24 protein-coding genes, 3 pseudogenes and 1 riboswitch are annotated in these 26,604 nt (G+C 70.2%); of the genes and pseudogenes, 11 read left to right on the top strand and 16 right to left on the bottom strand.

The genetic code is table 11. The features are described 5' to 3' along the window. Positions 1-179 precede the first annotated feature (179 nt). Positions 180-479: a hypothetical protein gene (locus AC1DTW_RS05005; protein WP_477979725.1), complete on the top strand. Its 300-nt coding sequence runs from the start codon at positions 180-182 to the stop codon at positions 477-479. Here the strand turns inward: AC1DTW_RS05005 and AC1DTW_RS05010 are convergent. Then, a complete protein-coding gene (locus AC1DTW_RS05010) occupies positions 431-1,633 on the bottom strand; it encodes a serine hydrolase domain-containing protein (RefSeq protein ID WP_477979727.1) in 1,203 nt (400 codons plus the stop codon). The genes AC1DTW_RS05005 and AC1DTW_RS05010 overlap by 49 nt on opposite strands. A 70-nt stretch (positions 1,634-1,703) precedes the next feature. Further along, the gene (gene glmS, locus AC1DTW_RS05015) at positions 1,704-3,599 is read right to left on the bottom strand and encodes a glutamine--fructose-6-phosphate transaminase (isomerizing) (RefSeq protein WP_477979730.1); all 1,896 of its coding nucleotides are present in this window, start codon (positions 3,597-3,599) and stop codon (positions 1,704-1,706) included. Positions 3,600-3,721: 122 nt separating this feature from the next. Between glmS and AC1DTW_RS05020 the strand changes: the two genes are divergently transcribed. After that, the gene (locus AC1DTW_RS05020; RefSeq protein ID WP_477979732.1) at positions 3,722-4,213 is read left to right on the top strand and encodes an Lrp/AsnC family transcriptional regulator; all 492 of its coding nucleotides are present in this window, start codon (positions 3,722-3,724) and stop codon (positions 4,211-4,213) included. Between the two features lie 55 nt (positions 4,214-4,268). Here AC1DTW_RS05020 and AC1DTW_RS05025 read toward each other — a convergent pair. The 8 genes and pseudogenes from AC1DTW_RS05025 to AC1DTW_RS05060 form a co-directional block, all read right to left on the bottom strand. Next, positions 4,269-4,352: pseudogene (locus AC1DTW_RS05025) on the bottom strand (PEPxxWA-CTERM sorting domain-containing protein); the annotation flags it as partial. A gap of 99 nt (positions 4,353-4,451) precedes the next feature. Beyond that, positions 4,452-5,366, bottom strand: a pseudogene (locus AC1DTW_RS05030) (trypsin-like serine protease); the annotation flags it as partial. A 131-nt stretch (positions 5,367-5,497) separates the two neighbouring features. Further along, positions 5,498-6,679, bottom strand: coding sequence for a class I SAM-dependent rRNA methyltransferase (locus AC1DTW_RS05035; protein WP_477979734.1), 1,182 nt, complete (start codon positions 6,677-6,679; stop codon positions 5,498-5,500). Beyond that, the gene (locus AC1DTW_RS05040) at positions 6,676-7,638 is read right to left on the bottom strand and encodes a tyrosine recombinase XerC (RefSeq protein WP_477979736.1); all 963 of its coding nucleotides are present in this window, start codon (positions 7,636-7,638) and stop codon (positions 6,676-6,678) included. Before AC1DTW_RS05040 ends, AC1DTW_RS05035 begins: the two co-directional genes overlap by 4 nt. A gap of 10 nt (positions 7,639-7,648) precedes the next feature. Further along, complete coding sequence (locus AC1DTW_RS05045) at positions 7,649-8,356, bottom strand: DUF484 family protein (RefSeq protein WP_477979738.1); 708 nt, start codon at positions 8,354-8,356, stop codon at positions 7,649-7,651. Positions 8,357-8,366: 10 nt separating this feature from the next. Then, positions 8,367-9,221, bottom strand: coding sequence for a diaminopimelate epimerase (gene dapF, locus AC1DTW_RS05050; RefSeq protein WP_477979740.1), 855 nt, complete (start codon positions 9,219-9,221; stop codon positions 8,367-8,369). Positions 9,222-9,270: 49 nt separating this feature from the next. Then, positions 9,271-10,152, bottom strand: a complete 882-nt coding sequence (locus tag AC1DTW_RS05055) for an LpxL/LpxP family acyltransferase (RefSeq protein WP_477979742.1) — start codon at positions 10,150-10,152, stop codon at positions 9,271-9,273. A 26-nt stretch (positions 10,153-10,178) separates the two neighbouring features. Further along, on the bottom strand, positions 10,179-11,030 hold the full coding sequence (locus tag AC1DTW_RS05060; RefSeq protein WP_477979744.1) for a lysophospholipid acyltransferase family protein: 852 nt from the start codon (positions 11,028-11,030) through the stop codon (positions 10,179-10,181). 187 nt (positions 11,031-11,217) lie between these two features. Here AC1DTW_RS05060 and metK point away from each other — a divergent pair, with 187 nt between their 5' ends. Further along, the gene (gene metK / locus AC1DTW_RS05065) at positions 11,218-12,399 is read left to right on the top strand and encodes a methionine adenosyltransferase (RefSeq protein ID WP_477979746.1); all 1,182 of its coding nucleotides are present in this window, start codon (positions 11,218-11,220) and stop codon (positions 12,397-12,399) included. A 20-nt stretch (positions 12,400-12,419) separates the two neighbouring features. Then, positions 12,420-12,971, top strand: coding sequence for a GNAT family N-acetyltransferase (locus AC1DTW_RS05070; protein WP_477979748.1), 552 nt, complete (start codon positions 12,420-12,422; stop codon positions 12,969-12,971). Positions 12,972-12,980: 9 nt separating this feature from the next. Here AC1DTW_RS05070 and AC1DTW_RS05075 read toward each other — a convergent pair whose 3' ends face one another. Next, a complete protein-coding gene (locus tag AC1DTW_RS05075; protein WP_477979750.1) occupies positions 12,981-13,334 on the bottom strand; it encodes a DUF1428 domain-containing protein in 354 nt (117 codons plus the stop codon). A gap of 196 nt (positions 13,335-13,530) precedes the next feature. Here AC1DTW_RS05075 and AC1DTW_RS05080 point away from each other — a divergent pair, with 196 nt between their 5' ends. Next, entirely contained in the window at positions 13,531-14,265 is a 735-nt protein-coding gene (locus tag AC1DTW_RS05080; RefSeq protein ID WP_477979752.1) for a PEP-CTERM sorting domain-containing protein, read from the top strand. A 24-nt stretch (positions 14,266-14,289) separates the two neighbouring features. On the opposite strand, the gene AC1DTW_RS05085 is transcribed toward AC1DTW_RS05080, so the two are convergent. Then, positions 14,290-17,637: an ATP-binding protein gene (locus AC1DTW_RS05085; RefSeq protein WP_477979754.1), complete on the bottom strand. Its 3,348-nt coding sequence runs from the start codon at positions 17,635-17,637 to the stop codon at positions 14,290-14,292. Positions 17,638-17,697: 60 nt separating this feature from the next. Between AC1DTW_RS05085 and AC1DTW_RS05090 the strand changes: the two genes are divergently transcribed. Next, a complete protein-coding gene (locus tag AC1DTW_RS05090; protein WP_477979755.1) occupies positions 17,698-18,795 on the top strand; it encodes a DNA glycosylase AlkZ-like family protein in 1,098 nt (365 codons plus the stop codon). Positions 18,796-18,844: 49 nt separating this feature from the next. Here the strand turns inward: AC1DTW_RS05090 and AC1DTW_RS05095 are convergent, their stop codons facing one another. Together AC1DTW_RS05095 and AC1DTW_RS05100 are read right to left on the bottom strand one after the other, a co-directional pair. Beyond that, positions 18,845-20,059: a YbfB/YjiJ family MFS transporter gene (locus tag AC1DTW_RS05095; RefSeq protein WP_477979757.1), complete on the bottom strand. Its 1,215-nt coding sequence runs from the start codon at positions 20,057-20,059 to the stop codon at positions 18,845-18,847. A gap of 67 nt (positions 20,060-20,126) precedes the next feature. Further along, positions 20,127-20,945 carry an HAD-IIB family hydrolase gene (locus AC1DTW_RS05100; RefSeq protein ID WP_477979759.1) on the bottom strand — a complete coding sequence of 273 codons (819 nt, stop codon included), beginning with the start codon at positions 20,943-20,945 and terminating at the stop codon, positions 20,127-20,129. A gap of 58 nt (positions 20,946-21,003) precedes the next feature. Further along, positions 21,004-21,085, top strand: a riboswitch (S-adenosyl-L-homocysteine riboswitch). A gap of 76 nt (positions 21,086-21,161) precedes the next feature. Between AC1DTW_RS05100 and ahcY the strand changes: the two genes are divergently transcribed. The 3 genes from ahcY to metF are packed head-to-tail and all read left to right on the top strand — an operon-like array spanning position 21,162 to position 24,230. Then, a complete protein-coding gene (ahcY, locus tag AC1DTW_RS05105; protein WP_477979761.1) occupies positions 21,162-22,604 on the top strand; it encodes an adenosylhomocysteinase in 1,443 nt (480 codons plus the stop codon). A gap of 5 nt (positions 22,605-22,609) precedes the next feature. After that, a complete protein-coding gene (locus tag AC1DTW_RS05110) occupies positions 22,610-23,380 on the top strand; it encodes a TlyA family RNA methyltransferase (RefSeq protein ID WP_477979763.1) in 771 nt (256 codons plus the stop codon). Position 23,381: 1 nt separating this feature from the next. Then, entirely contained in the window at positions 23,382-24,230 is an 849-nt protein-coding gene (gene metF, locus AC1DTW_RS05115) for a methylenetetrahydrofolate reductase [NAD(P)H] (protein WP_477979765.1), read from the top strand. 22 nt (positions 24,231-24,252) lie between these two features. On the opposite strand, the gene AC1DTW_RS05120 is transcribed toward metF, so the two are convergent. After that, positions 24,253-24,837: a 5-formyltetrahydrofolate cyclo-ligase gene (locus tag AC1DTW_RS05120; RefSeq protein WP_477979767.1), complete on the bottom strand. Its 585-nt coding sequence runs from the start codon at positions 24,835-24,837 to the stop codon at positions 24,253-24,255. 52 nt (positions 24,838-24,889) lie between these two features. Between AC1DTW_RS05120 and AC1DTW_RS05125 the strand changes: the two genes are divergently transcribed. After that, a complete protein-coding gene (locus AC1DTW_RS05125) occupies positions 24,890-25,306 on the top strand; it encodes a TfoX/Sxy family protein (protein WP_477979769.1) in 417 nt (138 codons plus the stop codon). Between the two features lie 53 nt (positions 25,307-25,359). On the opposite strand, the pseudogene AC1DTW_RS05130 reads toward AC1DTW_RS05125, so the two are convergent. Further along, a pseudogene (locus AC1DTW_RS05130) lies at positions 25,360-25,545 on the bottom strand (DUF2917 domain-containing protein); the annotation flags it as partial. Positions 25,546-25,634: 89 nt separating this feature from the next. On the opposite strand from AC1DTW_RS05130, the gene AC1DTW_RS05135 reads away from it, so the two are divergent. Continuing rightward, entirely contained in the window at positions 25,635-26,603 is a 969-nt protein-coding gene (locus AC1DTW_RS05135; protein ID WP_477979771.1) for a LysR substrate-binding domain-containing protein, read from the top strand. Position 26,604 lies beyond the last annotated feature (1 nt).

The raw sequence follows: 26,604 nt of genomic DNA on the forward strand, positions 1-26,604 counted from the left end.
CGCGAGCGCGCCGTGCCTCCAACGAGTCGCGGCGCGTTCGCGCCACTGCGTGGCGCCGACAGCGTCGGCGCCACGTGCAGTCAACATAGTCCGCGCGCAAGCGAACCGCAATCCCTCAGCGCGTCAAACCGGCGCCGCCAGCTGATCGCGCAGCGATCTGCGAGCGCACGCGATCCGGGTTGACCATCGGCCCGCAGTCGACCGCGACGTCGACGCGCGGGATCGTGATCTCGCTCCGGCTGCTGCCCGACAACCTCTATGGCGTGCCGCAAACCATCGCAGTACCTCTGGACCGCGGTGATCGGCTGAAGTGGATCGACGCGGCGCTGGACGACCTGCGCGCGGCCGGCTTCCTGGCGGATTCGGTGTCACGCAGCGGCGTGGATGGGCTCACGTTGCACCCGCCGAGTCGCGCGGCCGCCGATTCTGATCACAGGCCTGCCGCCTCGGCGTCGATGGCTTTCTGCACCGTGCGGTAAAAGGTCTCTCGCGCCTCGCTGGCGACGTGGTCGCTGGCTCCTCCCGCCCAGTCGGCGTTGGAGGCGATCACGAGTCTGCGCTTCGGGTCGATGAAGATCCCTTGGCCGAAGATGCCGCGCGCAGCGAAGGAGCCGTCGGCGTACGTCCACCATTGGTAGCCATAACCGCGCCCGGGCCGGCCAATGTCGATGCGCTCGGTCGTGGCTTCGGCGAGCCAGCCTTCCGGCACGATGCTTCGCCCGTTGACGCGGGCACCGTTCAGGATGAAGAGCCCGAGGCGCGCGAAATCGCGCGTCGCCGCCTGGACGCAGCAGCCGCTGATCTCCTGGCCGGTGCGGCTGAGTATCCAGGTGGCCCGCTGCTCCATGCCGGCGGGCACCCAGATCTTTTCCGACAGGTATGTCGCCAACGGCTTCTTCGTCGACCGGCTGAGCAGGACACCGACGAGGTTCGTCTCCCCCGTGCTGTAGTGCCAGCGCGTTCCCGGGGGCGCCTCGCGCGGCAGGCGCCGCAGGTAGCTCACGAGTGCATCGACACCGTCCTCGGGCGGGTGGTTGTTGAACCGCGCCACGTCCGAGTTCGGGTCGGCGTAGTCCTCGTTCCACCGGATGCCCGAGGTCATCGTCATGAGCTGGCGGATGCTGACGTCGTCGTAGGCCGAGCCTTTCATCTCCGGGATGTAGTCGCTGACCTTGTCGTCCATGCTCCGGATGTGGCCGTCACGGATCGCCGCGCCCACCAGCGTCGACGTGATGGACTTGGCCACCGAGAAGCTGGTCCAGCGTCCGCTGCGGTCGAAGCCCAGGCCATAGCGCTCCAGGCGCAGCTTGCCGTCGTGCACGACCAGCAGGGCCGCGCTGCGCTGGCCGGCCATGTAGGCATCGACGTCGAGTGGCAGCTTCAGCGGCGGGCCCGGCGGCAGCGGCATCGGTGTGCTGCCGGCGGGCACGACCCGCGACTTGGCCAGAACAGGCAGTCGATCGAGCGCGCGAAATGCCGCGTCGCGCTGCGGCTGACTCCAGAACAGGACGTCGCGGTTGGTCGGCAGCGTGACCAGCAGCCCGCGCGTCTCCTTGTCGAGACTGAACCAGCCGGCAAACCCGGCCACGACGAGAAGGGCAAGCAGCCCGAGCGCAATCCTCTTCGCCTTCATCGCAGCATTCCGGAACGTCGGTGTCGACAGACCGGATTGAACACGATTCCCGCTGGGCCAAGTGCGCCCGTCACTCGACGGTCACGCTCTTGGCCAGATTCCTGGGCTTGTCGACGTCCGTGCCACGCGCACAGGCGGTGTGGTACGCGAGCAGCTGCAGCGGCACGACGTGCAGGATCGGCGACAGCGGGCCGTAGTGCTCGGGCATGCGGATCACATGCATGCCTTCGCTGCTCTCGATGCGCGTGTCGGCATCGGCGAACACGAACAGTTCGCCGCCGCGCGCGCGCACTTCCTGCAGGTTGCTCTTCAGCTTCTCGAGCAACGTGTCGTTCGGCGCGACCGTGACGACCGGCATCTCGGCGGTGACGAGCGCGAGCGGGCCGTGCTTGAGCTCGCCGGCCGGGTAGGCCTCGGCGTGGATGTAGCTGATCTCCTTCAGCTTCAGCGCGCCTTCGAGCGCGATCGGATAGTGCAGGCCGCGGCCGAGGAACAAGGCGTTCTCCTTGCGCGCGAACTCGTCGGCCCATGCGATCACCTGCGGTTCGAGCGCGAGCACCGCCTGCACCGCGACCGGCAGGTGGCGCAGCGCCTTCAGGTGCGTCGCCTCTTGCGCGTCGCTCAGCAGGCCGCGCGTCTGCGCGAGCGCCAGGGTCAGCAGGAACAGTCCGACGAGCTGCGTGCTGAACGCCTTCGTCGACGCGACGCCGATCTCGACGCCGGCGCGCGTGATGTACGCGAGACTGCACTCGCGCACCATCGCGCTGGTCGCGACGTTGCACACCGTCAGCGTGTGCGCCATGCCGAGCGCACGCGCATGCTTCAGCGCGGCGAGCGTGTCGGCGGTCTCGCCGCTCTGCGTGATCGTGACGACCAGCGTGCGCGGGTTCGGCACGCTGTCGCGGTAGCGGTACTCGCTCGCGACCTCGACGCTGGTCGGGATCTTCGCGATGCTCTCGAGCCAGTACTTCGCGACCGAGCCGGCGTAGTAGCTGGTGCCGCAGGCCAGGATCAGCACCGAGTCGACTTCCTTGAACACGCGGTGCGCGCCGTCGCCGAACAGCTCGGGCGAGATGCCGGGCACCGCGTCGAGCGTGTCGGCGATCGCCTTCGGCTGCTCGAAGATCTCCTTCTGCATGTAGTGGCGGTACGGGCCGAGCTCGGCCGCGCCGCTGTGCGCGACCACGGTGCGCACCTCGCGCTGCACGCTGCGGTAGGCGCCGCTCGCGTCGCGCTGCGCGATCCAGTGCTTGCCGAGCTGCAGGTCGACGACGTCGCCCTCCTCGAGGTAGACGATCTGGTCGGTCACGCCGGCCAGCGCCATCGCGTCGGAGGCCAGGAAGGTCTCGCCGGCGCGCTCGCCGCTGCCGATGCCGAGCACCAGCGGCGAGCCGGCGCGCGCGCCGATCACGCGGTGCGGCTCGTCGCGGCAGAACACCGCGATCGCGAATGCGCCGCGCAGCCGCAAGGTCGTGCGCTGCACCGCGTCGAACAGGTCGCCGTCGTACAGGTGATCGACGAGGTGCGCGATGACCTCGGTGTCGGTCTGGCTGCTGAACAGGTAGCCGCGCGCGATCAGCTCGGCGCGCAGCTCGTCGTGGTTCTCGATGATGCCGTTGTGGACCAGCGCGATGCGCCCGGCCTGCGCGCTGCCGCCGGCGACCGCCACGGCGGCGTCCGAGACGCCGGGGCCGCGGCTGAAGTGCGGGTGCGCGTTGTGCACGAGCGGCGCGCCGTGCGTCGCCCAGCGCGTGTGCGCGATGCCGGTGCCGGAGTTCACCGCGTCGCGTGCGACCTCGGCCTCGAGCTCGGCGACGCGCGCGGTGCTGCGGGCGCGCTTCAGTTCGCCGTCCTGGTGGACCGCGACGCCGCACGAGTCATAGCCGCGGTATTCGAGCCGCTTCAGGCCCTCGATCAGGATCGGGACGATGTTGCGGGTGCTGACGGCACCGACGATTCCGCACATGGAGGGCTTTCGGGGAGTGAGGGCAGGCGGAATCGTATGGCGCCATGAGCGACGGATGTGATCGAATTTTTCGCACGTGAGATGCATAATTTCATCGAATGCGATGAACGGTTGAACAATTCATGAATGAGTCAAAGTTGGTTTATTCGGTCACGCTGGACGCCATCGATCTGCGCCTGCTCGATCAGCTCCAGCGCGATGCATCGCTGTCCAACCTGGACCTGGCTGCCGCCACGCACACCTCGCCGCCGACCTGTCTGCGGCGCGTCAAGCGGCTCGTCGATCAGGGCGTCATCGAACGCCGGGTCGCGATCCTTTCGCCCGAGCGCGTGGGCGCCGGGCTGATCGCGATCGCCGAGGTCGTGCTCGATCGCCAGGGCGCCGAACACCTGGCGGCGTTCGAGCAACGCGCGGTCGCGGACGCGGCGGTTCAGCAGTGCCACCGCGTGACCCCCGGGCCCGACTTCGTGCTGATGCTGCAAGTGGCCGACATGCCGGCCTGGAACGCGCTGGTCGCACGCCTGTTCACGCAGGACGCCAATGTGCGGAACGTGAAGAGCTTCTTCAGCGTGCGGCGTGCGAAGTATGAAACTGCGATTCCGCTGCCGACATGAAAAACGGCACCCGCGGGTGCCGTCGGCCGATGGCAGCGCGCTGGCGCCGCTTCGCTCAGGCCGCCTTGCGACGGCGCGCGACAGCGCCCACCGCGACGAGGCCGACCAGCATCAGCGCATAGGTCTCGGGTTCCGGAACCATGATCATGATGCGGCCCTCGGTCGCGTCGATCAGGTAGTCGGCATAGGCGCCGAGCACGATGCCGCCGAAGTAGGTGCCGAAGGTGCCCGGAATCTGCCCTTGGAACGTGCCACCGAAGGTGTTGTTGCCCATCAGGAAGTACTCGCTGCCGTCGAAGAGGAACGACGGGCCACCCGAATCGCCACCGCCGATGTTCGTTTCCTTGTCGTTCGCGAGGATCGCCGTGCAGACGTTGAACTTGGTGCAGAAGGTATCCTGGCCGCCGCCATCGAAGTCCGAATACCAGACCTCGTTCGGGCCGCCGGCGAATTGCTGTTCGTCATCGCGATCGAACAGGTCCCAGACGTTCTGGCCGGTGCGCTTGATGCGGAAGTCAGGGCCGGTGGTGTAGCCGTTGATGCCGTCGCCGGAGCGGCCGTAGCCGACCAGGGTGTCGAGCGTGCCGGTCCCCGTGAGGCCGGTGTACAGGCGATAGATCTTGGCGTCGGCCGGCGCATCCTGGTTCATGTGAATCACGGCCACGTCGTCGTTGACGCAGAAATCGGTCGTCGTGGCGTACGGACAATTGCCGAAGCCCTGGTAGTACGGGTTCATCGACACCTTGTCCGCCGTGATGATGGCCCGGCCCGGGCTGCCGACGACGGTGCTCGCGTTGAACACCACCCGCACGTCGTTGCCGGGCTTGTTCAGGTCGATCAAGGTGCCCTTGCCGTTCGAGTCGACGCAGTGACCGGCGGTCACGACATCGCGCGCAGAAACCAACGTGCCGGAGCAGATGAACGAATCGCCATTGGCGTAGCGGATGTTGATGCTGACCACGCCCGAGAACGCGGATGTCGGCGTGTTGGGATCGACTCGAGCGGTCGGCGAATCCGGCGGCGCGCCGGCGCTGATCAATGGAACCACCGTGCCGCCGAGAACATCGGCATGGCTCGCGGGTGCCGCGATCGTCAGCGCCAGGCCGGCCAGCCAGCCGACGACGTTCGCGGCGCGCTTCAGGTGATGATTCATTTTCAAGACGCTTCTCCCCGGAATCGTGAAAAGATTTGCGAAGTCACTCGCAGCCGGGTTGTTTGTAAGCGAATTGCTCGGCGCCGTGACCCCCGCGAACCGGGGCCCCTGCGCTTCCTGCCTCGAAGCCCTCAGAGCTTGACGAGCACCAGACCCTTCAGGTACTCGCCCTCCGGAAAGGTCACCGTCATCGGGTGATCCGGCGCCGCACCGAGCCGGGCGTGGATGCGCGCGTCGATGCCGGCGTCGAGCCCGGCGCCGGCGACGATCTTGTGGAACAGGTCGGCACTGACGCCGCCCGAGCACGAGAACGTGAACAGTGCGCCGCCCGGGCGCAGCAGCAGGAACGCGAGGCGGTTGATGTCCTTGTAGGCACGCGCGGCGCGCTCGGCATGTGCGGCACTCGGTGCGAACTTCGGCGGGTCGAGCACGATCGCGTCGAAACGCTCGCCGCGCTCGATCATCTCGCGCAGGCTGCGGTTCACGTCGGCATCGAGGGTGCGGTGGCGCGCCGGATCGAAGCCGTTCAGCGCGACGTGCGAGTCGGCCTGCGCGAGCGCCGGGCCGGACGAGTCGACGCTGGTGACGTCGGTCGCGCCGCCGGCCAGCGCGGCGACGCTGAAGCCGCCGGTGTAGCAGAAGCAGTTCAGCACGCGCTGGTAGCCGAACTGGCGCACCGTGTCGGCGAAGATCCGGCGGTTGTCGCGCTGGTCGAGGTAGAAGCCGGTCTTGTGGCCGGTCGCGACGTCGACCTCGAAGCGCCAGCCGTGTTCGTCGATGCCGAGCCGCGTGGCGCCGTCGCCCTCGATCCAGCCGGTGCGCGCCGGCAACCCTTCAAGGCCGCGCACGCTGGCGTCGCTGCGCTCGTACAGCCGGCTCGCGCCGCTGGCGCGCAGCAGCTCGGCGGCGATCACACCCTTCCAGCGTTCGGCCGCGGCCGAGAGGATCTGTGCGCACAGCGTGTCGCCGTAGCGATCGACGATCAGGCCCGGCAGCCCGTCGGCCTCGCCGTGAATCAGGCGCACGCCGGAGCTCGCGATCTGCAGGCTCTCGCGCACCGCGAGCGCGCGGCGGATGCGGCCCGCAAAGAACGCGGCGTCGATGCGCTCGGACTCGACGAAGCTCCAGGCACGCAGCCGGATCATCGAGTTCGGGCTGTAGGCCGCCCAGGCCAGGAAGCGGCCGTCGCGCGCCTGCACGCGCACGGTCTCGCCGCTGTCGGCCTTGCCACCGGCGACGCTCGACTCGAAGACCCACGGATGGCGGCGCAGCAGCGAACGCTCGCGGCCTTCGTGCAGCGTGATGACCTTCATCGCTTCTTCGCCCGCGGATGCGCGGCGTCGTAGACCTTCGACAGGTGGCCGAAGTCGAGCTTGGTGTAGACCTGCGTGGTGGTGATGTTGGCGTGGCCGAGCAGCTCCTGCACCGCGCGCAGGTCGCCGCTGGACTGCAGCACGTGGGTCGCGAACGAATGCCGCAGCATGTGCGGGTGCACGTGCGTCGGCAGTCCGGCGCGCAGCGCGCGCAGCTTCAGTCGTGCGCGCACCTGGCCGGCGCTGATGCGCGCGCCGCGGCTGCCGACGAGCAGCGCCGGCTCGTCGTCGCGCGCGAGCTCGTCGCGCAGCGCCAGCCACGCATGCAGCGCGTTCATCGCCGCGGCACCGACCGGCACGCTGCGTCGCTTGCTGCCCTTGCCGAGCACCATCGCGCTGGCGTCGGCGATGTCGATCCAGCCCGCGCCGCCGGGCCGCAGGTCGAGCCCGACGAGCTCGCCGACGCGCAGCCCGCAGCCATACAGCAGCTCGACGATGCACTGGTCGCGCGCCGCGACGGCGGGCGTCTCGGCCGGATCGCCCGCGCCGGCCTTCGGCGCGTCGGCCAAGGCCATCGCCAGGTCGACCGACAAGGCCTTCGGCAGCGGCTTCGCGGCCTTCGGCGCACGCACGCCGTCGGCCGGATTCAGCGCGACCAGCCCGTCGCGCCCGAGCCAGCGGTACAGCCCGCGCCATGCCGACAGCGCAAGCGCGATGCTGCGCGGCGCCAAGCCCTGGCCGTGCAACGCCGCGGCCCAACGGCGGATGTGCTGGACCTGCACTTCGCGCAGTGGCAGCGACTGCGCCGCGGCGAAGGCCTGTAGCTTCGCGAAGGCCTCGCGGTACAGCGCGAGCGTGCGGGCCGCGAGGCGGCGTTCGACTTCGAGGTGGACGAGGTGACGCCGCACATCCGCGTCGAGCGCCGGTGCCTCGGCCAGCCGCGGCGCCGCGTCGGTCATCGGCAGGCGATCAGGTGCGCGCCGGCAGCAGCCGCGACAGCGCGGCGCCGGCGATCTCGCCGATGCGCACGAGGAACTCGGTGCCCATGTCGGCGGTGTAGCGGGTCGGGTCGGGCGAGGCCAGCACCAGCATGCCGAACGCGGCGCTCGGCGGCTGATCGGCCGCAGCGGCGGCCTCGCCGCGCAGCGGGATCAAGGCCATCGACTTCGCGCCGAGCGGTTCGTCGAGCCATTGCGCGGCTTCGAAGCCGGAGTTGACGCCGCAGTACGGCAGGCCCAGGCTGCCGGCGAAGAGCTTCACGTCGTCGCTGACCGGCTGCGCGAAATCGAGCGTGGAGTAGGCCGATGCCGCGCCCCAGACGCGGATGCCGGCCTGCGGGATCATGAACTGGTGCATCAGCTCGCGCACCAGCACGCCCGGCAGTTCGGCAGGCTGCGCGGTGAGCATCAGCGCGCGCGTCCAGCGATGCAGCCGGTCGGCGATGCCGACGTTGTCCTGCCCGTAGCGGATCATCTCGATGATCTTGCCTTCGAGGCCGCGGATCTTGTCGCGCAGCATCTCCATCTGCCGCTCCTGCAGCGAGACCGCGCGCTGGCCGTGCGGGCTCGTGAGCTGCACGCTGCCGAGCAGCTCGGCGTGGCGCTCGAAGAAGCCCGGCGTGTTCGCCAGGTAGTTCGCGATGTCGGCCTCGGTGATGCCCTGCACGCCGCTCGTCATGGTTCGCTGCTCATAGTTCGATCTCTCCGTCAAAGACTGTTTCGGCCGGGCCGGTCATCAGCACGTGGTTGTCCGCGCCCTGCCATTCGATCGTCAGGCGCCCGCCGCGCGCTTCCACCTCGACGCGCGCATCAAGCAGCCCGAGCCGGATGCCGGCGACGACCGCCGCACAGGCGCCGGTGCCGCAGGCCAGCGTCTCGCCGGCGCCGCGCTCGTAGACGCGCAGCCGGATCTGCGTGCGACTGACGATCTGCATGAAGCCGGCGTTGACCTGGCGCGGGAACCGCGTGTGGCTCTCGACCGCCGGGCCGATGCTCTCGACCGGCGCGTCGTCGACATCGGCGACGATCTGCACCGCGTGCGGGTTGCCCATCGACAGCACCGCGACCTCGACGTTCTGGTCGCCGACATCCAGCGGCCACAGTGCGAAGGTGCCGAGCTCGCGTGGGCTCAGCCCCGACGCGTCGAACGGCACGCGCGCCAGGTCGAAGACCGGCGCGTTCATGTCGACCGTCACGCGGCCATCGTCCTGCAGGCGCAGTTCGAGCGTGTTGTTCATCGTCTGCACGCGCAGGGTTCGCTGGCTCGACAGGCCGTGCTCGTTGACGAAGCGCACGAAGCAGCGCGCGCCGTTGCCGCAGTGCTCGACCTCGTCGCCACTGCCGCCGTTGAAGATGCGGTAGCCGAAGTCGATGCCCGGCGTGCTGCTGCGCTCGACCATCAGGATCTGGTCGGCGCCGACGCCGAAGCGGCGATCGCCGAGTTTCTGGATCTGTTCGGGCGTGAGCTCGACGCGTTCGCGCGTGCCGTCGAGCACGACGAAGTCGTTGCCCGCGCCCTGCATCTTGGTGAACCGAAGCCTCATGCCGCGATTATGGCCGCGCGGCCGGTTTCGCCAGAGCGCGACGGGCGCGTCAATAGAGCGGCGCTTCGCCCCGCGGCCGCGTCTTGAAGCGCTTGTGCACCCACAGGTATTGGGCCGGCAGGCGGCGGATCTCGGACTCGATCCACGCGTTCATCGCGGTGGTGTCGCGCACCGGGTCGTCGGTCGGGAAGTCGTCCCAGGGCGGCAGGAAGCGCACGCGATAGCCGGCACCGCCCGGCAGCGTCTCGGCGACGACCGGCTGCACGACCATGTTCAGCGCGCGCGCGAGCCGCGACGGCGCGAGCAGGGTCGCGGCCGGAATGCCGAAGAACGGCACGAACGCCGCGTCGCGCTCGCCGAAGTCCATGTCGGGCAGGTTGAAGAACGCATCGCCGCGCCGGATCGCGCGGAACAAGGCCTTGCCCGATTCGTCGCGCGGGAAGATCTCGGCATTGCCCAGGCGCAGGCGGCCACGGCGGATCGCGGCGTCCATCACCGGATCGCTCTGTTCCTGGTAGATCGAGATGCCCTTGCGCTTCTGGAACAGCAGCACCGCGACACCGGCGACATCGAGCGCCATGAAGTGCGGCACCAGCCACATCACGGGGCGCTCGCTGCGCTCGGCGAGCAGCACGTCGCCCTCGACATGGATCAGGCGCCGCAGCCGCTGCGGCGATGCATACCAGAGCAGCCCGCGCTCCAGGATGCTGCGGCCCAGCCACCTGAAATGCTCGCGCGCCAGCGCCTCGTGCTGCGCCGGCGCCTGCTCGGGCAGGCACAGCGCGATGTTGCGCAGCGCGATGCCGCGGCGCGCGCCGGCCACCGCGTACAGCAGGCCGCCCAGGCCGCGGCCGAGCGCCGCCTGCACGCCCAGCGGCAGGCAATGCAGGAGCCACAGCAAGCCCAGCAGGATCCGAGCGCCCAACGTCACTCCTCGTCGTTCTTGTGCGACCGTTCTCAAGCGGACGGTTCGGCCGGGCGCGGTTGCTTGTACCGGTTGTAGCCCCACAGGTATTGCTGCGGGCACCGCCGGATCAAGCGTTCCATCGCCCGGTTGATGATCGCGGCGGATTCTGCCTGAGGGGCATCGACGCTCGGCAGCGTCTCGCCGAGTTCACTGACCCGCACCGCGTAGCCGGCGCCGTGCGCGAGGCGCTCGCCCCAGATCAGCAGCGGCACCGCGCCGGTCTGCTGCACCAGGCGCGCGGCGAGCGTCATCGTGTAGGCCGGCTTGCCGAAGAACGGCACCCACACGCCCATGCCGTCCGGCGGCACCTGGTCGGGCAGCAGGCCGACCGCCGCGCCGCGCCGCAGCGCACGCATCATCTGGCGCACGCCGGCAAGCGTCGCCGGCGCGGTCGCGACACCCGGGCGCGCGCGCGACTCGTCCATCACGTGGCGCAGCGCAGCCTTGCGCGCCGGCCGGTACAACACGGTGATCGGGCCGATGTCCTGCGCGAATGCCTGCGCAGTGACCTCGAAGCTGCCCATGTGGGGCGTCAGCATGACCACGCCGCGGCCGCCGCGCAGTGCGTCCTCGATCAGCTCGCGGCCGTGCCAGTTCAGCTGCGGGCCGATCGGCTCGTCGGGCGGTCGCAGCCACAGCAGCGGAGCTTCGGCGACCATGCGGCCGGCCGCGGCGATCGCGGGCCGCGCGTCGGCCGGCGCGATGCCGGCCTGGCGCACGTTCTCGTTGAAGCGGCGCCGATACGACGGCGAGGCCGCATACGTGATCCAGCCGAGCGCGGCGCCGATCGCGTGCAGAAACCACAGGGGACGGCGGGCAAGCCAGCGGAACAGACTCAGCATCTTCTTATAATCGGGTCATCGCCGAGTTAATTTGAACTACTTGCGGGCGATGCGCAGGCCTTGTGAGTGCAAGGCAGGCGCCGGGTGGCAGGCCCTGCCGCTCAACAAATGCCGCTAAAGCGTTCGCCGCTCCTCCAGAGGTTTCAGGCCGGCAACGCAGAACCTGCAATCTACTGGGAGTTTAAGAGTGTCGAACGATTTCCTTTTCACGTCCGAGTCCGTTTCCGAGGGTCACCCCGACAAGGTCGCCGACCAGATCTCGGACGCGATCCTCGATGCGATCTTCGCGCAGGACCCGCTCTCGCGCGTCGCCGCAGAGACGTTGACCAACACCGGCCTGGTCGTGCTCGCCGGCGAGATCACGACCAACGCGCACGTCGACTACATCCAGGTCGCGCGTGACACGATCAAGCGCATCGGCTACGACAACACCGAATACGGCATCGACTACAAGGGCTGCGCGGTGCTCGTCGCCTACGACAAGCAGAGCAACGACATCGCGCAGGGGGTCGACCACGCGAGCGACGACCACCTGAACATCGGCGCCGGCGACCAGGGCCTGATGTTCGGCTACGCCTGCGACGAAACGCCCGAGCTGATGCCCGCGCCGATCTACTACGCGCACCGCCTCGTCGAGCGCCAGGCGCAGCTGCGCAAGGACGGCCGGCTGCCGTTCCTGCGCCCCGACGCGAAGAGCCAGGTGACGATGCGCTATGTCGACGGCAAGCCGCACTCGATCGACACCGTCGTGCTGTCGACCCAGCACAGCCCCGACCAGAGCGAGACCGCGACGACGATGAAGCCGTCGTTCGTCGAGGCGATCATCGAAGAGATCATCCGCCCGGTGCTGCCGAAGGAGTGGCTGAAGGAGACGAAGTTCCTGATCAACCCGACCGGGCGCTTCGTGATCGGCGGCCCGCAGGGCGACTGCGGCCTGACCGGCCGCAAGATCATCGTCGACACCTACGGCGGCGCCTGCCCGCACGGCGGCGGCGCGTTCTCGGGCAAGGACCCGAGCAAGGTCGACCGCTCGGCCGCGTACGCCGCGCGCTACGTCGCGAAGAACATCGTCGCGGCCGGCCTGGCGCGGCAGTGCCAGATCCAGGTCGCCTACGCGATCGGCGTCGCGCGGCCGATGAACATCACGGTCTACACCGAAGGCACCGGCGTGCTGCCCGACGACAAGCTCTCGGCGCTCGTGCAGGAGCACTTCGACCTGCGCCCGAAGGGCATCATCCAGATGCTCGACCTGCTGCGCCCGATCTACGAGAAGACCGCCGCCTACGGCCACTTCGGGCGCGAGGAGCCGGAGTTCACGTGGGAGCGCACCGACAAGGCCGCCACGCTGCGCGCGGCGGCCGGTTTGTAGGTCGCAGCCTGCCTTCGTCGATGATCGAGATCCGCCAGGTCGAGACCTTCGACGAGGCCGCGATGGCCGCGCTGACCGAGCCGATCTTCGGCAACGAGGCGCGCCAGCAGCAGATGCGCGAACTCGTCGGCCCCGAGGTCGAGGCGCGCAACCAGGCCTTGCGCGAGGCGCTGCCGAAGCCGGCGCGCATCCGCATCGCCGCGTTCGACGGCGAGCGCCAGATCGGCTGCAGCAGCGGCTGGTTCGAGGTCGGCGGCAACTTCTACATCGGCTTGTCGGCGGTCGACCCGGCGTACCGCCGGCAGGGTCTGTACACGCGCATGCTGAACACGGTCGAGCAACTCGTGCGCGAACGCGGCGGCCTGCTGATCAGCTCGCAGCACGTCGCGACCAACAACGCGGTGCTGATCGCGAAGCTCAAGCTCGGCTACACGATCGCCGGCACCGAATACGTCGAGCAGATGGGGCTGCTGGTGCGGCTGATCCTGCAGCCGAGTCCCGAACGCAAGGCGCTGTTCGCCGACCGCACCGGCACGCTGCGGCCCGGCACGGCGCCGACCACGCGTTCGTGACCTCGAGCGCTACAGACTCACGATCGTCTCGAACCCGCCATAGATCATCCGCTTGCCGTCGAACGGCATCGGGTTCGTGTCGGGCTGCAGGCGCGGGTCGGCCATCACCTTCTTCCAGCCCTCGTCGCGCACCTTGCGCGACGGCCACGTGACCCACGAAAACACGACGGCCTCGTTCGGCTCGCGCTTGACGGCCATCGTGAACGAGGTCAGCTTGCCTTCGGGAACGTCGTCGCCCCAGCATTCGACGACGCTCAGGGCACCATGCTCCTTGAAGATCCTGCCCGCGCGCTCGGCGTGCTGGCGGTACGCGTCCCGATTCGCGGTCGGCACGGCAACGACAAATCCATCGACATAACCCATGGCACTTCTCCTGTGGACGTTGTGCGGGCACAGGATGCGTGCCCACACCGATACGACGCGGGAGCGACACGCCGATCGACGGGAGGTGCCGCGAACTTTGTAAGCTCGTGCAGCCGTCGGCTCGCTTGCCTAACGCATTCATAACGCCGTGACTTCTAGAGTGGCCCGGCTCGCAAACCACTCAGGAGGATCCGCGATGAAATCGACCCGCATCAGAGCGCTCGTCGCCGCGGCGGCGCTGGCCGCCGCGGCGGCCGCACAGGCGCAGCTCGTCTACGCCAGCGACTTCGACGCCGCCATCCCGGCCCCGCTGAATCCCGGCAGCGCACTGCTCGCCGGCGTGCAGGGCTATGCCGGTCTCGGCCAGCCGGGCAACCAGTTCGGCGGCCAGTTCCTGCGCAGCGCGACCGCGAACAAGGTCACGTTGACGCTCGCCGGCCTGCCGGCCCACGATGCCCTGAGCGTGCAGTTTCTGTTCGCCGCGATCGATTCGCTGGACGGCACCGGCAGCTTCCCGTCGGGCGACTACTTTCGCATCGACATTGACGGCGTCACGACCTTCCGCGAGTCGTTCGCGAACGCGGACGACAGCCAGGTGCAGTCGTACGCGCCGCCGCCCGGCGTCGAGCTCGCGCGCAAGGTCGACCTCGGCTTCACCGGCCCGGGCGGCTATTACCGCGACAGCGCCTATGACCTCGGCGCCGACCCGCGCTTCCAGCACTTCGCGCACAGCGGCTCGAACGTGACGATCGAGTTCTGGATGGAAGGCGAGGGCCTGCAGTCGCTCGACGACGAATCGTGGGCGATGGACAACCTGCGCGTCACCGCCTTCAACGCGATCGCGCCGGTGCCCGAGCCGTCGACCTGGGCGCTGATGCTCGGCGGGCTCGCCGGCGTCGCAGCGCTGGCGCGCCGGCGCCGGCCGCGCTGAGGCGCATGGCGCACGCCTCACTGCTCACGCGAGCCGCGCCGCCAGCGCGAGCAGCTCGCGATTGACCGGGTTGCGCTGCAGGAAGCTCGGCCGGAAAGCCTCGGGGACCTGCGCGTCATGCACGGCGACGACCCATGCGCGCCCGCTCTGCGACGCGCGGCGTGCGGCGTCGATCTGTCCGACCGCGTCGAACACGCGCGCCGCGACCAGCCACAGCTCCGGCAGGTAGTAGGTGTAGGGCTGGTGCGTGCGCGCGAGCTGCAAGGCCGCCTCGACATGCGGCTGCGCACGCGACGCCGCGCCGAGCGCGAGCCCGCAGGCCGCGGCGCGCACGTGGCCGGACAGCGCGACGCCGAAGCGCTCGCGCGCGGTCGCCCAGACCGCCAGGCTCGCGCCGAGGGCCTCGCCCTCGTCCGGCGGCACGAGCCAGGTCGCGAACAGGCTCGCGATGCGGTGGTAGATGTCGTTCGGGTCGGGCAGGATCGCCTGGGCTTCGCGCAGCAGCGGCAGGCCGTCGCCGCCGAGCTGGCGCAGCAGGTCGGCGCGGTGCACCAGCCGCATCACGGCCAGCCCGGGTTGCAGCCCGGCATGCGGGATCGCCAGCAGCGGCCGGGCGCGCTCGGGTTGCCCCAGCTGCTGGTAGCAGACGGCGAGCGCGTGCTCGACGGAGGCCGCCTCGGGCGGCAGCTCGGCGCGCCCGAAGACCGCGTGAGCCTCCTCCAGCAGGCCGAGCGCGTCGCGATAGCGGCCGATGTCGCGCAGCCGCGTCGCGACCGAACCCTGCGTCTGCATCACGCGCAGCACCGGCATCTCGCCGCTGCTGCGCACGCGCTGCAGCGCCTGTTCGGCAGCCTCGGCGGAGGCCAGCACCAGGCCCATCTTTGCGAGCGTCGCCGACCGGTTCGACAGCGCCTGCCAGAGCAGGTCGGAGCGCTGCGCCAGACCCGGCAATGCGAGCGAGCGATCCCAGGTGACCAACGCGTCGCGCAAGCGATTCGCGTAGTCCAGCGCGTAGGCCAGCGCCATGAAGAACTCGAAGCGCAGGTCCAGGCTGTCCAGCGCGTCGGCCGATGCGGCGTAGGGTTCGAGCAGCGCCACCGCCTCGTCGGCGCGGCGCATGCCGCTCAGCCCGTAGGCCAGCGGCAGCGCGAATCCCAGCTCGAGCGGCAGGTCGCCGAGGCGCCGCGCCGCCGCGATCGCGCCGGGCGCCTGGCGCAGCACCGGCTCGGCGTCGAAGCGCATCTCGTGCAGCTTGAGCCGCACGTGCAACGCCTGCAGTCGTTCGCGCTCGTTCGACGCGATCGCATCGAGCACCTCGATCGCGGCCTGCGCGCGCTCCGCGAACTCGAAGGCGGCGAAGAGTTGCGCGCGCCGCAGCCAGGCGTCGAAGCGCGCGGCAGCGTCGCCGGCCGACTCGAATGCGTGCGCGGCGCGCTCCAGCAGCGCCGCCGCGTCGAGCACGCGTGCGCCGTGCCGGGCCTGCTCGGCGGCCTGCAGAAAGCTCGCCGCGGCCAGCGCCCACTGGCAGGCCTCGGACCAGTGCAGCGCGAGCCGTCCCGGCGCACCGCGATGGGCGGCGAGGAAGCTCGCGATCTGGCCGTGCAGGTGACGCGCGATCGGCCGCGGCACCGACGCCAGCACCGCCTCGAAGATCAGGTCGTGCGCGAACGCGCCGTCGCGCAGCACCTGGGCGCGCTCGAGCTCGGCCCAGGCGTCGGCGAGGTCGAGCACCGGCACGCCCAGGACCTGCGTCGCAAGGTCGATCGAGAAATCCTGGCCCGCGACGGCGGCGCAACGCGCGAGCCGCACTGCGCCGGCCGAGAGCCGCGCGAGCCGTCGCTCGATCAGCCGCGCGACGCTCACCGGCCGCGGCAGCGGCTGGCTGCCGCTGGCGCGCCCCTCGACCCAGGCCTGGCGCAAGGTCTCGAGCGCGAAGAGCGGGTTGCCGCCGGTGTGGCGGTGCAACTGCTCGGCGAGCGGCACGGCGTCGACGCCGTCGAGCGCCAGCGATTCGACCAAGGCGTGCAGCTGGCCACCGGTCAGCGGTGCGAGCCGCAAGGGCTGCAAGCGCTGCCCTTCGAGCAGCGCGTCGTGCAGCGCCGCGAGCGCGTCGGCCGCGCCGTCCGCGGGGCGCTGCGCGAAGGCCCAGGCCAGGCCGGGCAGCGCGTCGGCGTCGGCGAGCGCGGCGAGCATTTCGAGGCTGGCTTCGTCGGCGAACTGCAGGTCGTCGAGCGCGAGCGCGCCGACGCCGGCCGCCTGCGCGGCGCGCAGCAGCGCCAGCGCGCCGCGCTGCGCCGCGAGCTGCCGGGCGACCGGCGATCCGGCCTCGAGCGGCGGCGCGGCCTCGGCGGTTGCCGTTTCCGACAGCAGCCGCGCGATCTCGGCCCGCGGCGCCGCCGCCATCGCCTCGGGCACGCGCTCGAGCACCGCGCGCAGCAGCCGCGCGAGCGCCGCATGCGGCACGAGCGCGTCGCCGGGCCGTGCCGCGGCGATCAGGCCGCCCGGCCGCGACGCGATCAGCTCCTGCAGCAGGCGCGACTTGCCCATGCCGGCCTCGCCGCCGATCCACACGATCTGGCCGGCCGCCCAGGCCGCCGCGGCGCGGCGCATTTCATCGTCGCGGCCGACCAGTCGCGGCGGGCGCAGCACCGCGGCGGGCAGGCGCCGATCCGGCCCGGCGGTGATGCGTTCGCTCGCGACGATGGTGTCGAGCAGCGCCAGCGTCGGCGCCGAGGGGCGCGCGCCGACCTCGTCCTTCAGCACCTGCTCGCAGCGGTCGAACGCGAGCAGCGCGGCGGCGCGGTCGCCGGCCAGGTAATGCAGCCGCATCACGCGGCGGTGCGCGTCTTCGGAGAGCGGCTCGAGCGCGAGCAGCTCGCCGGCGTACGAGAGGGCGTCGGCGTGATCCTGCACCCGCTCGGCCAGATCGCAGAGCTCGATCAGCGATTGGCGCATGCGCGCGCGCCGCCGCTCGCGTTGCTGCGCGAGCCAGGCGGCGTATTCCGCGCCGAAGTCGTGCAACGCCTCGCCGAGCACGGCGTCGGAATCGTGCAGGTCGTGGCTCACGCCGGCGGCGAGCGCGAGCACGCCGGTGCCGTGCACGAGGTCGATGCCGAGCTGCTTCTTCAGCTGGAACAGGCGCTGCCGCAGCGCGTTGCCGGCGGCCTCGGGCGCGCTGTGCGGCCACAGCAGCTGCGCGAGCCGGGCGCGCGGCGTCGGCCCTTCGAGCGCGAGCCAGGCGAGCAGCGCGGCATCGCGCGGCGCGAGCGTCACCGGCTGGCCCGCGGGCCGATGGGCGCTCGGCGCGCTCGCGAGCGAGAGCCGCGCGACGGCGCCTGTGGCCGGATCGGTGGCGGGTTCGTCGCGGTGCATCGCGCCGATTCTTGCAGCACCGCGTTATGAGCGCGTTATGGGCAGGCATCATCACGGTCCATGACAACGCTGACGCTGGACCAACTGCGCCGCTACGCCGTCGCCCGCACGCTGTTCGCGCCGACCACGCTGGGCCGCGCGATCGACAAGCTCGGCTTCGTGCAGGCCGACCCGATCCGCGCCCCGGCGCGCGCGCAGGACCTGACCCTGCGCCACCGCGTGCGCGACTACCGCGCCGGCGATCTCGAACGCCGCTACGCGCGCCTGGCCATCGAGGAAGACTTCTTCGTCAACTACGGCTTCCTGCCGCGCCGGCACCATGCGCTGATGCACCCGCGCACGCCGCGCACGGCCTGGACGCCGGCGCGCTGGAAGCAGGCGCACGCGGTGCTCGAGTTCATCCGCGAACGCGGCATCGTGCACCCGCGCGAGGTCGACGCGCACTTCGCGCACGGCAAGACGACGAACTGGTTCGGCGGCTCGTCGAACGCGAGCACGCAGCTGCTCGACGGCATGCACTACCGCGGCCTGATCCGGGTCGCGCGGCGCGAGGGCGGCACGCGCGTCTACGCGGTGCGCGATGGCGAGACGGCAGCAGCCGATCTCGAAACGGCCGGCACCCGGATGGATGCGCTGGTCGACCTGGTCGTCGCGAAGTACGCGCCGCTGCCGGCCCCGACGCTCGGCCAACTCGTCAGCCACCTGCGCGGCGGTGCGCCGCAGTGGGCAGCCCAGCGCGCGGTGGTGCTGGCGCGGGCGAAGAAGCGCCTCGCGCACGAACGTGTCGATGGCGTCGACTGGTACTGGCCCGCGACCGAGAAGCCGACATCGGCGCGTTGGCGGCCGGACGACGCGGTGCGTCTGTTGACGCCGTTCGACCCGGTCGTCTGGGACCGGCGCCGCTTCGAGATCCTGTGGGGCTGGGCTTACCGCTTCGAGGCCTACACGCCGGCGCCGAAACGCAAGCTCGGCTACTACGCGCTGCCGCTGCTGTGGCACGACCGGGTGATCGGCTGGGCCAACGCGAGCGTGGTCGACGGTGCGCTGGTCTGCGACTTCGGCTACAGCGCGGGCCGCGCCCCGCGCGACACCGTGTTTCGCAACGGGCTGAATGACGAGCTCGAACGCATGCACAGGTTCCTGGGTCTGGAGTGCTGAGGACGAGTCGGCGGACTGCCGAACCAAGGAGACCGCCCAGGGCGCCAACTCAGCTGATCTTCACCGGCTTCTGCCCCCAGGCGATCAGCGCGCCGAGCAGCAGCACGCCGGCCGAGCACGCGAGGCCGCCGCGCAGGCCGCCGGCGCCGTCGGCGATCCAGCCGACCAGCGTCGGCCCGACGATCTGCCCGGCCGCGAACACGATCGTGAACGCGGCGATGCCGGCCGGCCACGCGGCGGCCGGCAGGTTGTGGCGCACCAGCGCGGTCGTCGACGCAACGACCGACAGGAACACGCCGCCGAACAGCAGCCCCGATGCGAACACCGCGACCGGATGCGCGCTGAGAACCGGCAGCACGGTCGCGAGCGCGAGCAGCGCGTTCAGCAGCCGCAGCGCGCCGCCGCCGCGGTGACGCTGCAGCAGCCCGGCCCAGACGAACGACGAACCGAGCACCGCGAGGCCGAGCAGCGCGTAGAACACCGTGATCGCGGCGCTGCTCAGCCGCTGTTCGCGCAGCAGCGTGACGACGAAGGTCATGTAGCCGATGTAGCCGAGGCCGAACAGGAAGTACGCGCTCAGGCCGCAGGCGAAGCGCGCGGCGTCGAAGCGTGCCGGTACCGGTGCCGCAGCGCTCGCCGGATCGAGACCGCGCGTCGCCCACGCGGTGATCGCGGTCGCGACCAGCGCCGCGGCGCCGAGCGCGATCCAGGCCGACTGCCACGCGTGCGCCATCGGCAACGCGCTCATTGGCGGTACCAGCAGCGCCGAAATCAGGATGCCGACGCCGGTACCGCCGTAGTAGATGCCGAGCACCAGGCCGGCCGATGGGGCTTGCCGTTCGCCCGCCGGTGGCTCGCGGCTGCTCAGGCGCGCTGCGAGCAGACCGCCGGAGACGAAGGTCGCGGCACTCGCGATGCCGGTCAGCGCGCGCAGCAGGTAGAGCGCCGCGTCGCCGGTCACCGAGCCGTGCGCCGCCAGCAGCAGCGCCGAACCGACGCCGCCGGCGAGCAGCGCGCGGCGCGCGCCGAAGCGCCGCAGCCAGCCCGGCGCGAGCAGCGCGCCGACGAGGTAGCCGGCTGCGTTGACGGTGTTCATCGCACCGGCCGTGGTGTAGCTCCAGCCCAGGTCGGCGCGCATCGGCGCCAGCAGCAGCGCGTACGAGAAGCGTGCGAGACCCAGCGACACCGCCGCGGCCAGCGCGAGCGCGGCGGCGATCGCGAGGGTTGGCAGTTCATGGTGGGTTGTCGGCAAAGGCTTCGGCATTCGCGCGCAGTCTTGCACAGCGCTGCTGCCGGATGCTTCGCCCCGCGCCTGAGCGATCGTTGCCGGCTCAGCGCCGCTCGACCAGTCGATCCGCAACTTCGGCGAAGCCGGCGCCGCGCGCGGCCCGTGTCAGGTAGCGCGGCCAGACGGTCAGCGCGTCGGCAAACGCCATCAGGTTCGCGACGCCGACACTGATCGGGAAGTGGCCGAACATCAGCTGATCGTTCGTCGAGTCGCCGACATAGACCCAGCGCTCGCGCTCCGCCTGCAGATTGCGGCCGAGCAGCCGGCGCATGACCCACGCGGCCCCGCTGAGCTTGGTGTGGTCGCCGAACCAGCCGTTGATGTGGATCGAGCTGACGGTCGCGTTCATGCCTTCGGCATGCATCAATGCGACCACTGCGTCGATCTGTGCCGGCGACAGGTGCGCGAACTCGGCGTGGTCGATCGCGATGTCGGTGACGCGGCCGGCGCTGTCGCGCGCGAGCGTGCTGCGCGGCAATTCGCGCAGCACGCGCGCGGCGACCTCGCGCAGGCGCAGCGCGTTGCGCGTGCGGGTCGGCGCGTCCTGCGCGTACTCGATCGCGAGCGTTCCGGCGGCGTCGCGGAACAGCGCGACAGCGCCGTTCTCGGCGACGATCGCGTCGATCGGCCAGCCGCCTTCGTCGACGCGGCGCGCAAACGGCGCGCTCCAGCCCATCGGCCTGCCGGTGATCGCGATCACCGGCAGGCCGGCGGCGCGCAACCGCGCAAGCGCATCGAGCGCGTCGGGCGTGATCGCGCCGGCGGTCGTCAGCGTGTCGTCGATGTCGGTCAGCACGCCGATCACGCGGCGCGCGTCGCCCTCGGGCAGTTCGGCCCAGGGCCGGGGGGAAGTCACGGTCATGCCCGAGTCTTGCACAGGCTTTTCGCGTGGGCTCGGTCGCCCGACTACAATGCGGGCACTTTCCGAGGAGCGTTGCAAGGCTCGCCTGATTTGGCGCGACCCCAGGCTCGGAATGCAGATTGCAACCGCGCTCACCCGCACGATTCGTTCCTCGTGGGTGAGTTCCAACTTCCCATCGATGGCACGTGCGGGTTCCTCAATTTCTGGAGCTCGACCATGAACGCCGTTCTGAAACCCTTCTCCGATTTCGCCATTGCCGACCCGTCGCTCGCCGCCTGGGGCCGCAAGGAAATCAGGATCGCCGAAACCGAGATGCCCGGCCTGATGGCCATTCGCGAGGAGTTCGCGAAGACGCAGCCGCTCAAGGGCGCGCGCATCACCGGCAGCATCCACATGACGATCCAGACCGCCGTGCTGGTCGAGACGCTGCAGGCGCTCGGCGCGAGCGTGCGCTGGGCCTCGTGCAACATCTTCTCGACGCAGGACCACGCCGCCGCCGCACTGGCCGCGAACGGCGCCAGCGGCGTCGGCACGCCGGTGTTCGCGCACAAGGGCGAGACGCTCGCCGAGTACTGGGACTTCACGCACCGCATCTTCGAGTTCGGCGCCAAGGGTTCGGAAGGCGAAGGCCCGAACATGATCCTCGACGACGGCGGCGACGCGACGCTGCTGATGATCCTCGGCCAGCGCGCCGAGAAGGACGCGTCGGTCATCGCCAAGCCGACCAGCGAAGAGGAGACCTGCCTCTACGCCGCGATCAAGGCAAAGCTCGCCGTCGACCCGACCTGGTACACGCGCAAGGCCGCGCAGATCATCGGCGTGACCGAAGAGACGACGACCGGGGTGCACCGCCTGAAGGAGATGAGCGCGAAGGGCACGCTGCCGTTCCGCGCGATCAATGTCAACGACAGCGTCACGAAGAGCAAGTTCGACAACCTGTACGGCTGCCGCGAATCGCTGGTCGACGGCATCAAGCGCGCGACCGACGTGATGATCGCCGGCAAGGTCGCCTGCGTGGCCGGCTATGGTGACGTCGGCAAGGGTTCGGCGCAGGCATTGCGCGCCTTGAGCGCGCAGGTCTGGGTCACCGAGATCGACCCGATCAACGCGCTGCAGGCCGCCATGGAGGGCTTCAAGGTCGTCACGATGGAATACGCCGCCGACAAAGCCGACATCTTCGTCACGACGACCGGCAACAAGGGCATCATCCGCCACGAGCACATGGCCGCGATGAAGGACCAGGCGATCGTCTGCAACATCGGCCACTTCGACAACGAGATCGACATCGCGTCGCTCGAGAAGTACGAGTGGGACGAGATCAAGCCGCAGGTCGATCACATCACGTTCCCCGACGGCAAGAAGATCATCATGCTGGCCAAGGGTCGGCTGGTGAACCTGGGTTGCGGCACCGGGCACCCGAGCTTCGTGATGTCGAGCTCGTTCGCGAACCAGACGATCGCGCAGATCGAGCTCTTCACGCACAGCGACGCCTACGAGGTCGGCAAGGTCTACGTGCTGCCGAAACACCTCGACGAGAAGGTCGCGCGCCTGCACCTGAAGAAGGTCGGCGCGATGCTGACCGAGCTGACCGACGAGCAGGCCGCGTACATCGGCGTGCCCAAACAGGGCCCCTACAAGCCCGACACCTACAGGTACTGATCAGGGTGCGTGCCGACCAACTGCTGGTGCAGCGCGCACTCGCGCCGACGCGTTCGGCCGCCCAGCGGCTGATCGATGCCGGTGCGGTGCGCTGGCTCGGGCCGAAGGGCTGGGCGGTGCCGCGCAAGGCCGGCGAGGACCTGCCCGACGAATGCCGGCTCGAAATCACTGACGACGCCGAACTGCGCTTCGTCTCGCGCGGCGGCCTGAAGCTCGACGCGGCGCTCGCGCATGCGGCCATCGAGGTCGCGGGGCGCAACTGTCTCGATGTCGGCCAGAGCACCGGCGGCTTCACCGACGCGCTGCTGCAGCGCGGCGCTGCGCGCGTCGTCGGCATCGATGTCGGTCGCAGCCAGCTCAGCGCGAGCCTGGCCGCGGATGCGCGGGTGATCGGCCACGAAGGCCTGAACGCACGCGACGTGGCCGGATCGGGCTTCGAGCAGGACGAGCCGGCGCATTCGTTCGACCTCGTCGTCGCCGACCTGTCGTTCATTTCGCTGACGCTGGTGTTGCCGACGATCGCGCGCTGCATCGCGGCCGACGGTGACGCGCTGCTGCTGGTCAAGCCGCAGTTCGAGCTGCAGCCGGCCGACATCGGCAAGGGCGGGCTCGTGAAGGACGCGAGCGCCTATCCGCGGGTCGAGGCGCGCATCCGCGAGGCCTGCACCCGGCTGGGCCTGACGGTGCGCGACTATTTCGCCAGCGCCATCGACGGTGGCGACGGCAACCGCGAATTCTTCGTGTGGGCGCAACCCGCCGCACGACAAGGAAGTTGATGTGAGCAAGACGGTTCCCCCGATCAGCCTCGAGTTCTTCCCCCCGAAGACGCCCGAAGGCGTGACCAAGCTGGCCGCGGTGCGGCGCCAGCTCTATGCGCTGAAACCGCAGTTCTGCTCCGTGACCTACGGCGCCGGCGGTTCGACGCAGGACGGCACCTTCGCGGCCGTGCAGGCGATCATCGAAGAAGGCGTCGAGGCCGCGCCGCACTTTTCGTGCATCGGCGCGAGCCGCGAATCGATCCGCGCCAAGCTGGCGCAGTTCAGGCAGAGCGGCATCCGGCGCATCGTCGCGCTGCGCGGCGACCTGCCGAGCGGCTACGGCGGCAGCAACGGCGAGTTCCATTACGCGAGCGACCTGGTCGCGTTCATCCGCGCCGAGACCGGCAACGCATTCCACATCGAGGTCGCGGCGTACCCCGAGATGCATCCGCAATCGCGTTCGCCGCAGGCCGACCTGCAGGCGTATGTCGCGAAGGTGCAGGCCGGCGCGAGTTCGGCGTTGACGCAGATGTTCTTCAACGCCGACGCGTACTTCCGCTTCGTCGACGAGGCGCACGCGCTCGGCGCGCGGATCCCGGTCGTGCCGGGCATCATGCCGATCACGAACGCGAGCGGCATCATCCGCTTCGCCGATGGCTGCGGCGCCGACATGCCGCGCTGGATTCGCCTGAGGTTGCAGTCCTTCGGCGACGACAGCGAGTCGATCAAGGCCTTTGGGCTGGATGTGATCACCGCGCTGTGCGAGCGCCTGTGCACGGCCGGCGTGCCCGGCCTGCATCTCTACACGATGAACCAGAGCGTCGCGACGCTCGAGATCTGCCGCCGTCTCGGACTCGGCGCCGCCTGACGCGACGCTGAAGCGGCACCCGTCAGTCGGGGCGCTGCCACATCACGCCGTCCTCGGTCAGCATCGCATCGAGCGGCAGGTCGGCCGCGCTCGAGCGCAGCAGCGGCAGGAAGCCGTGCGTGAAGCTCACGCCGACCGTCACCGGCCGCGGCGTCAGGGAGGCCAGCGTGCGGTCGAAGAAACCGCCGCCGTAGCCGAGCCGCACACCGCCCGGCCCGAAGCCGAGGCAGGGCACGACCAGGATCTCGGGCGCGAACTCCTCGGTGTCCTTCGGCTTCGGGATGTCGTAGGCGTCGAGCTCCATCGGGCAACCCGGATACCAGACGTGGAAGCGCAACTGTCCGGTGATGCGGTTCGCGACCGGCAACCCGATGCGGCGGCTCGTGTCTTCGGGGGCGCCCTCGGCCCAGCGGTACAGCGCCGGCAGCGGATCGAACTCGCCCTTGATCGGCCAGTACGCGCCGATCGTGTTCTCGCGGCGGCCGACGAGCCAGACGCGCAGCACGCTCTGCAATTGCACCGCACGCTCGAGGCGATCGGTCAGCGCGAGGCGTGCCTTGATCAGCTTCGTTCGCAAGGCGTCGCGGTCGGGCGCGGGTTGCTGCATGCAGGCTCCATCCGGGTTGAGGTTCGCGTCGCCATTGTGCAAGACTGCAGGCATGGCCCCCGTCCCGAACGAATTCGTCGCGCACTGCATGGAGCTGCTCGGCTCGGTCGGTGCCGTGCGCTCACGCCGCATGTTCGGCGGGCACGGCTTCTATGTCGACGACCTCTTCATCGCGCTGATCGCCGACGAGCGCCTCTACCTGAAGGCCGACGCGCTGACGCGCCCGACCTTCGAGGCGGCCGGCAGCACGCCGTTCATCTACGACGCGGCCGGCAAGGCGATCACGTCGAAGGGCTACTTCAGTGCGCCCGAGGAGGCCATGGAATCGCCGCTGCCGATGCAGCCCTGGGCCCGACTCGCGCTGGCCGCCGCGCTGCGCGCGAGGGCCGCGAAGCCCCTGGCCGCGAGGCCGGCCACGAAGGCCAGGCCGCGCAAGGGCTCTGCGGCCAAGGCGCCGAAGAAGCTTTGACGGCGCGGACTCCAGCGCACGGTCGCGCTGGCGCCGGTGCGGGCGGGCTCGATCACCGCGTTCTCGCCGACCGCGATGCGCACCCGTTCGCCGGGCTCGACGAAGTGGTCGCCGAGATCGCCGCCACGTGTCAGCCAGAGACGCGCATCGGCCCTCAGCTCGCCGCCGAGGTGACCGAGGTGCAGCGCCTGCCCAGGAGCGAGGCGTCGGAGGGTCGAGTTCGATTGCGTGTTCATCATCAATTCTCCTGCGTTGCGTATCGCTATGATCGTCCTTGTGGCGCGGAGAATCCAATGAAACCCAGGTCATCGATTGATGCGGATTTGATATGAGTGGATCAACCCGCCGACCCTTGTCGCTCGGCAACCTCCGGGCCTTCGAAGCGGTGGCGCGCCGGCTGAGCTTCAGCGAGGCGGCCGAGGAGCTGTTCGTCACGCAATCGGCGATCAGCCGCCAGATCAAGGGCCTCGAAGACGAACTCGGCGCGGCGCTGTTCGTGCGCGGCACGCGCCATGTCGAGATGACGCAGAGCGGCCAGATGCTGCTGCGCGCGGTGGAGGCGAGCCTGCCGAAGATCGACGCGAGCGTGCGCCAGATCCGCGCCGCGCGCAGCCGCAAGCGCGTCAGCGTGACGACCTTCGCATCGTTCGGCTCGCTGTGGCTGCTGCCGCGCATCGAGGCCTTCCAGCGCGAGCACCCGGACATCGACATCCGGGTTTCGGCCGCCGATGCGATCGCCGATCTCGACGATCCCGAGCTCGACCTCGCGTTGCGCTACTGCAGCCCGGCGCAGGCGCCGGCCGGCGCGATCCGGATGTTCGGCGAGGTGCTGACACCGGTCGTCAGCCGCTCGCTGGCCGAGCAGATCCGCCTCGGCAAAGCGCCGCCGCTGTCGTGCGCCGCCGACCTGGCGCAGCACACGCTGGCCGAGGAGGACGACACCAAGACCAGCACCGAGTTCCTGAGCTGGCGCCGCTGGCTGGGCCTGCACGGCCAGCCCGGCCTGCAGCCCAAGCGCTGGCTCTACCTGAACTTCACCTACCAGCAGGTGCAGGCGGCGCTCGCCGGTCACGGCGTTGCGCTGGCACGCGTCGCGCTGGTGTTCGAAGCGCTGCAGCGCGGCGAGCTGGTCGAGCCCTTCGGTCCCGCGGGGCGGATGGACAGCCCTTACCTGTACTGGCTCGTCGTCGCGCCCGGTAGCCGCGCGCGGCCGGAAGTCGCACAGTTCTGTGCGTGGGTGCTGGCGCAGGCCGCCGACACGCGCCATGCGGTCGGCGAGGTCGAGGCGCCGGCCTGAG

The organism is Rhizobacter sp. P5_A1 (genome assembly GCF_056400745.1).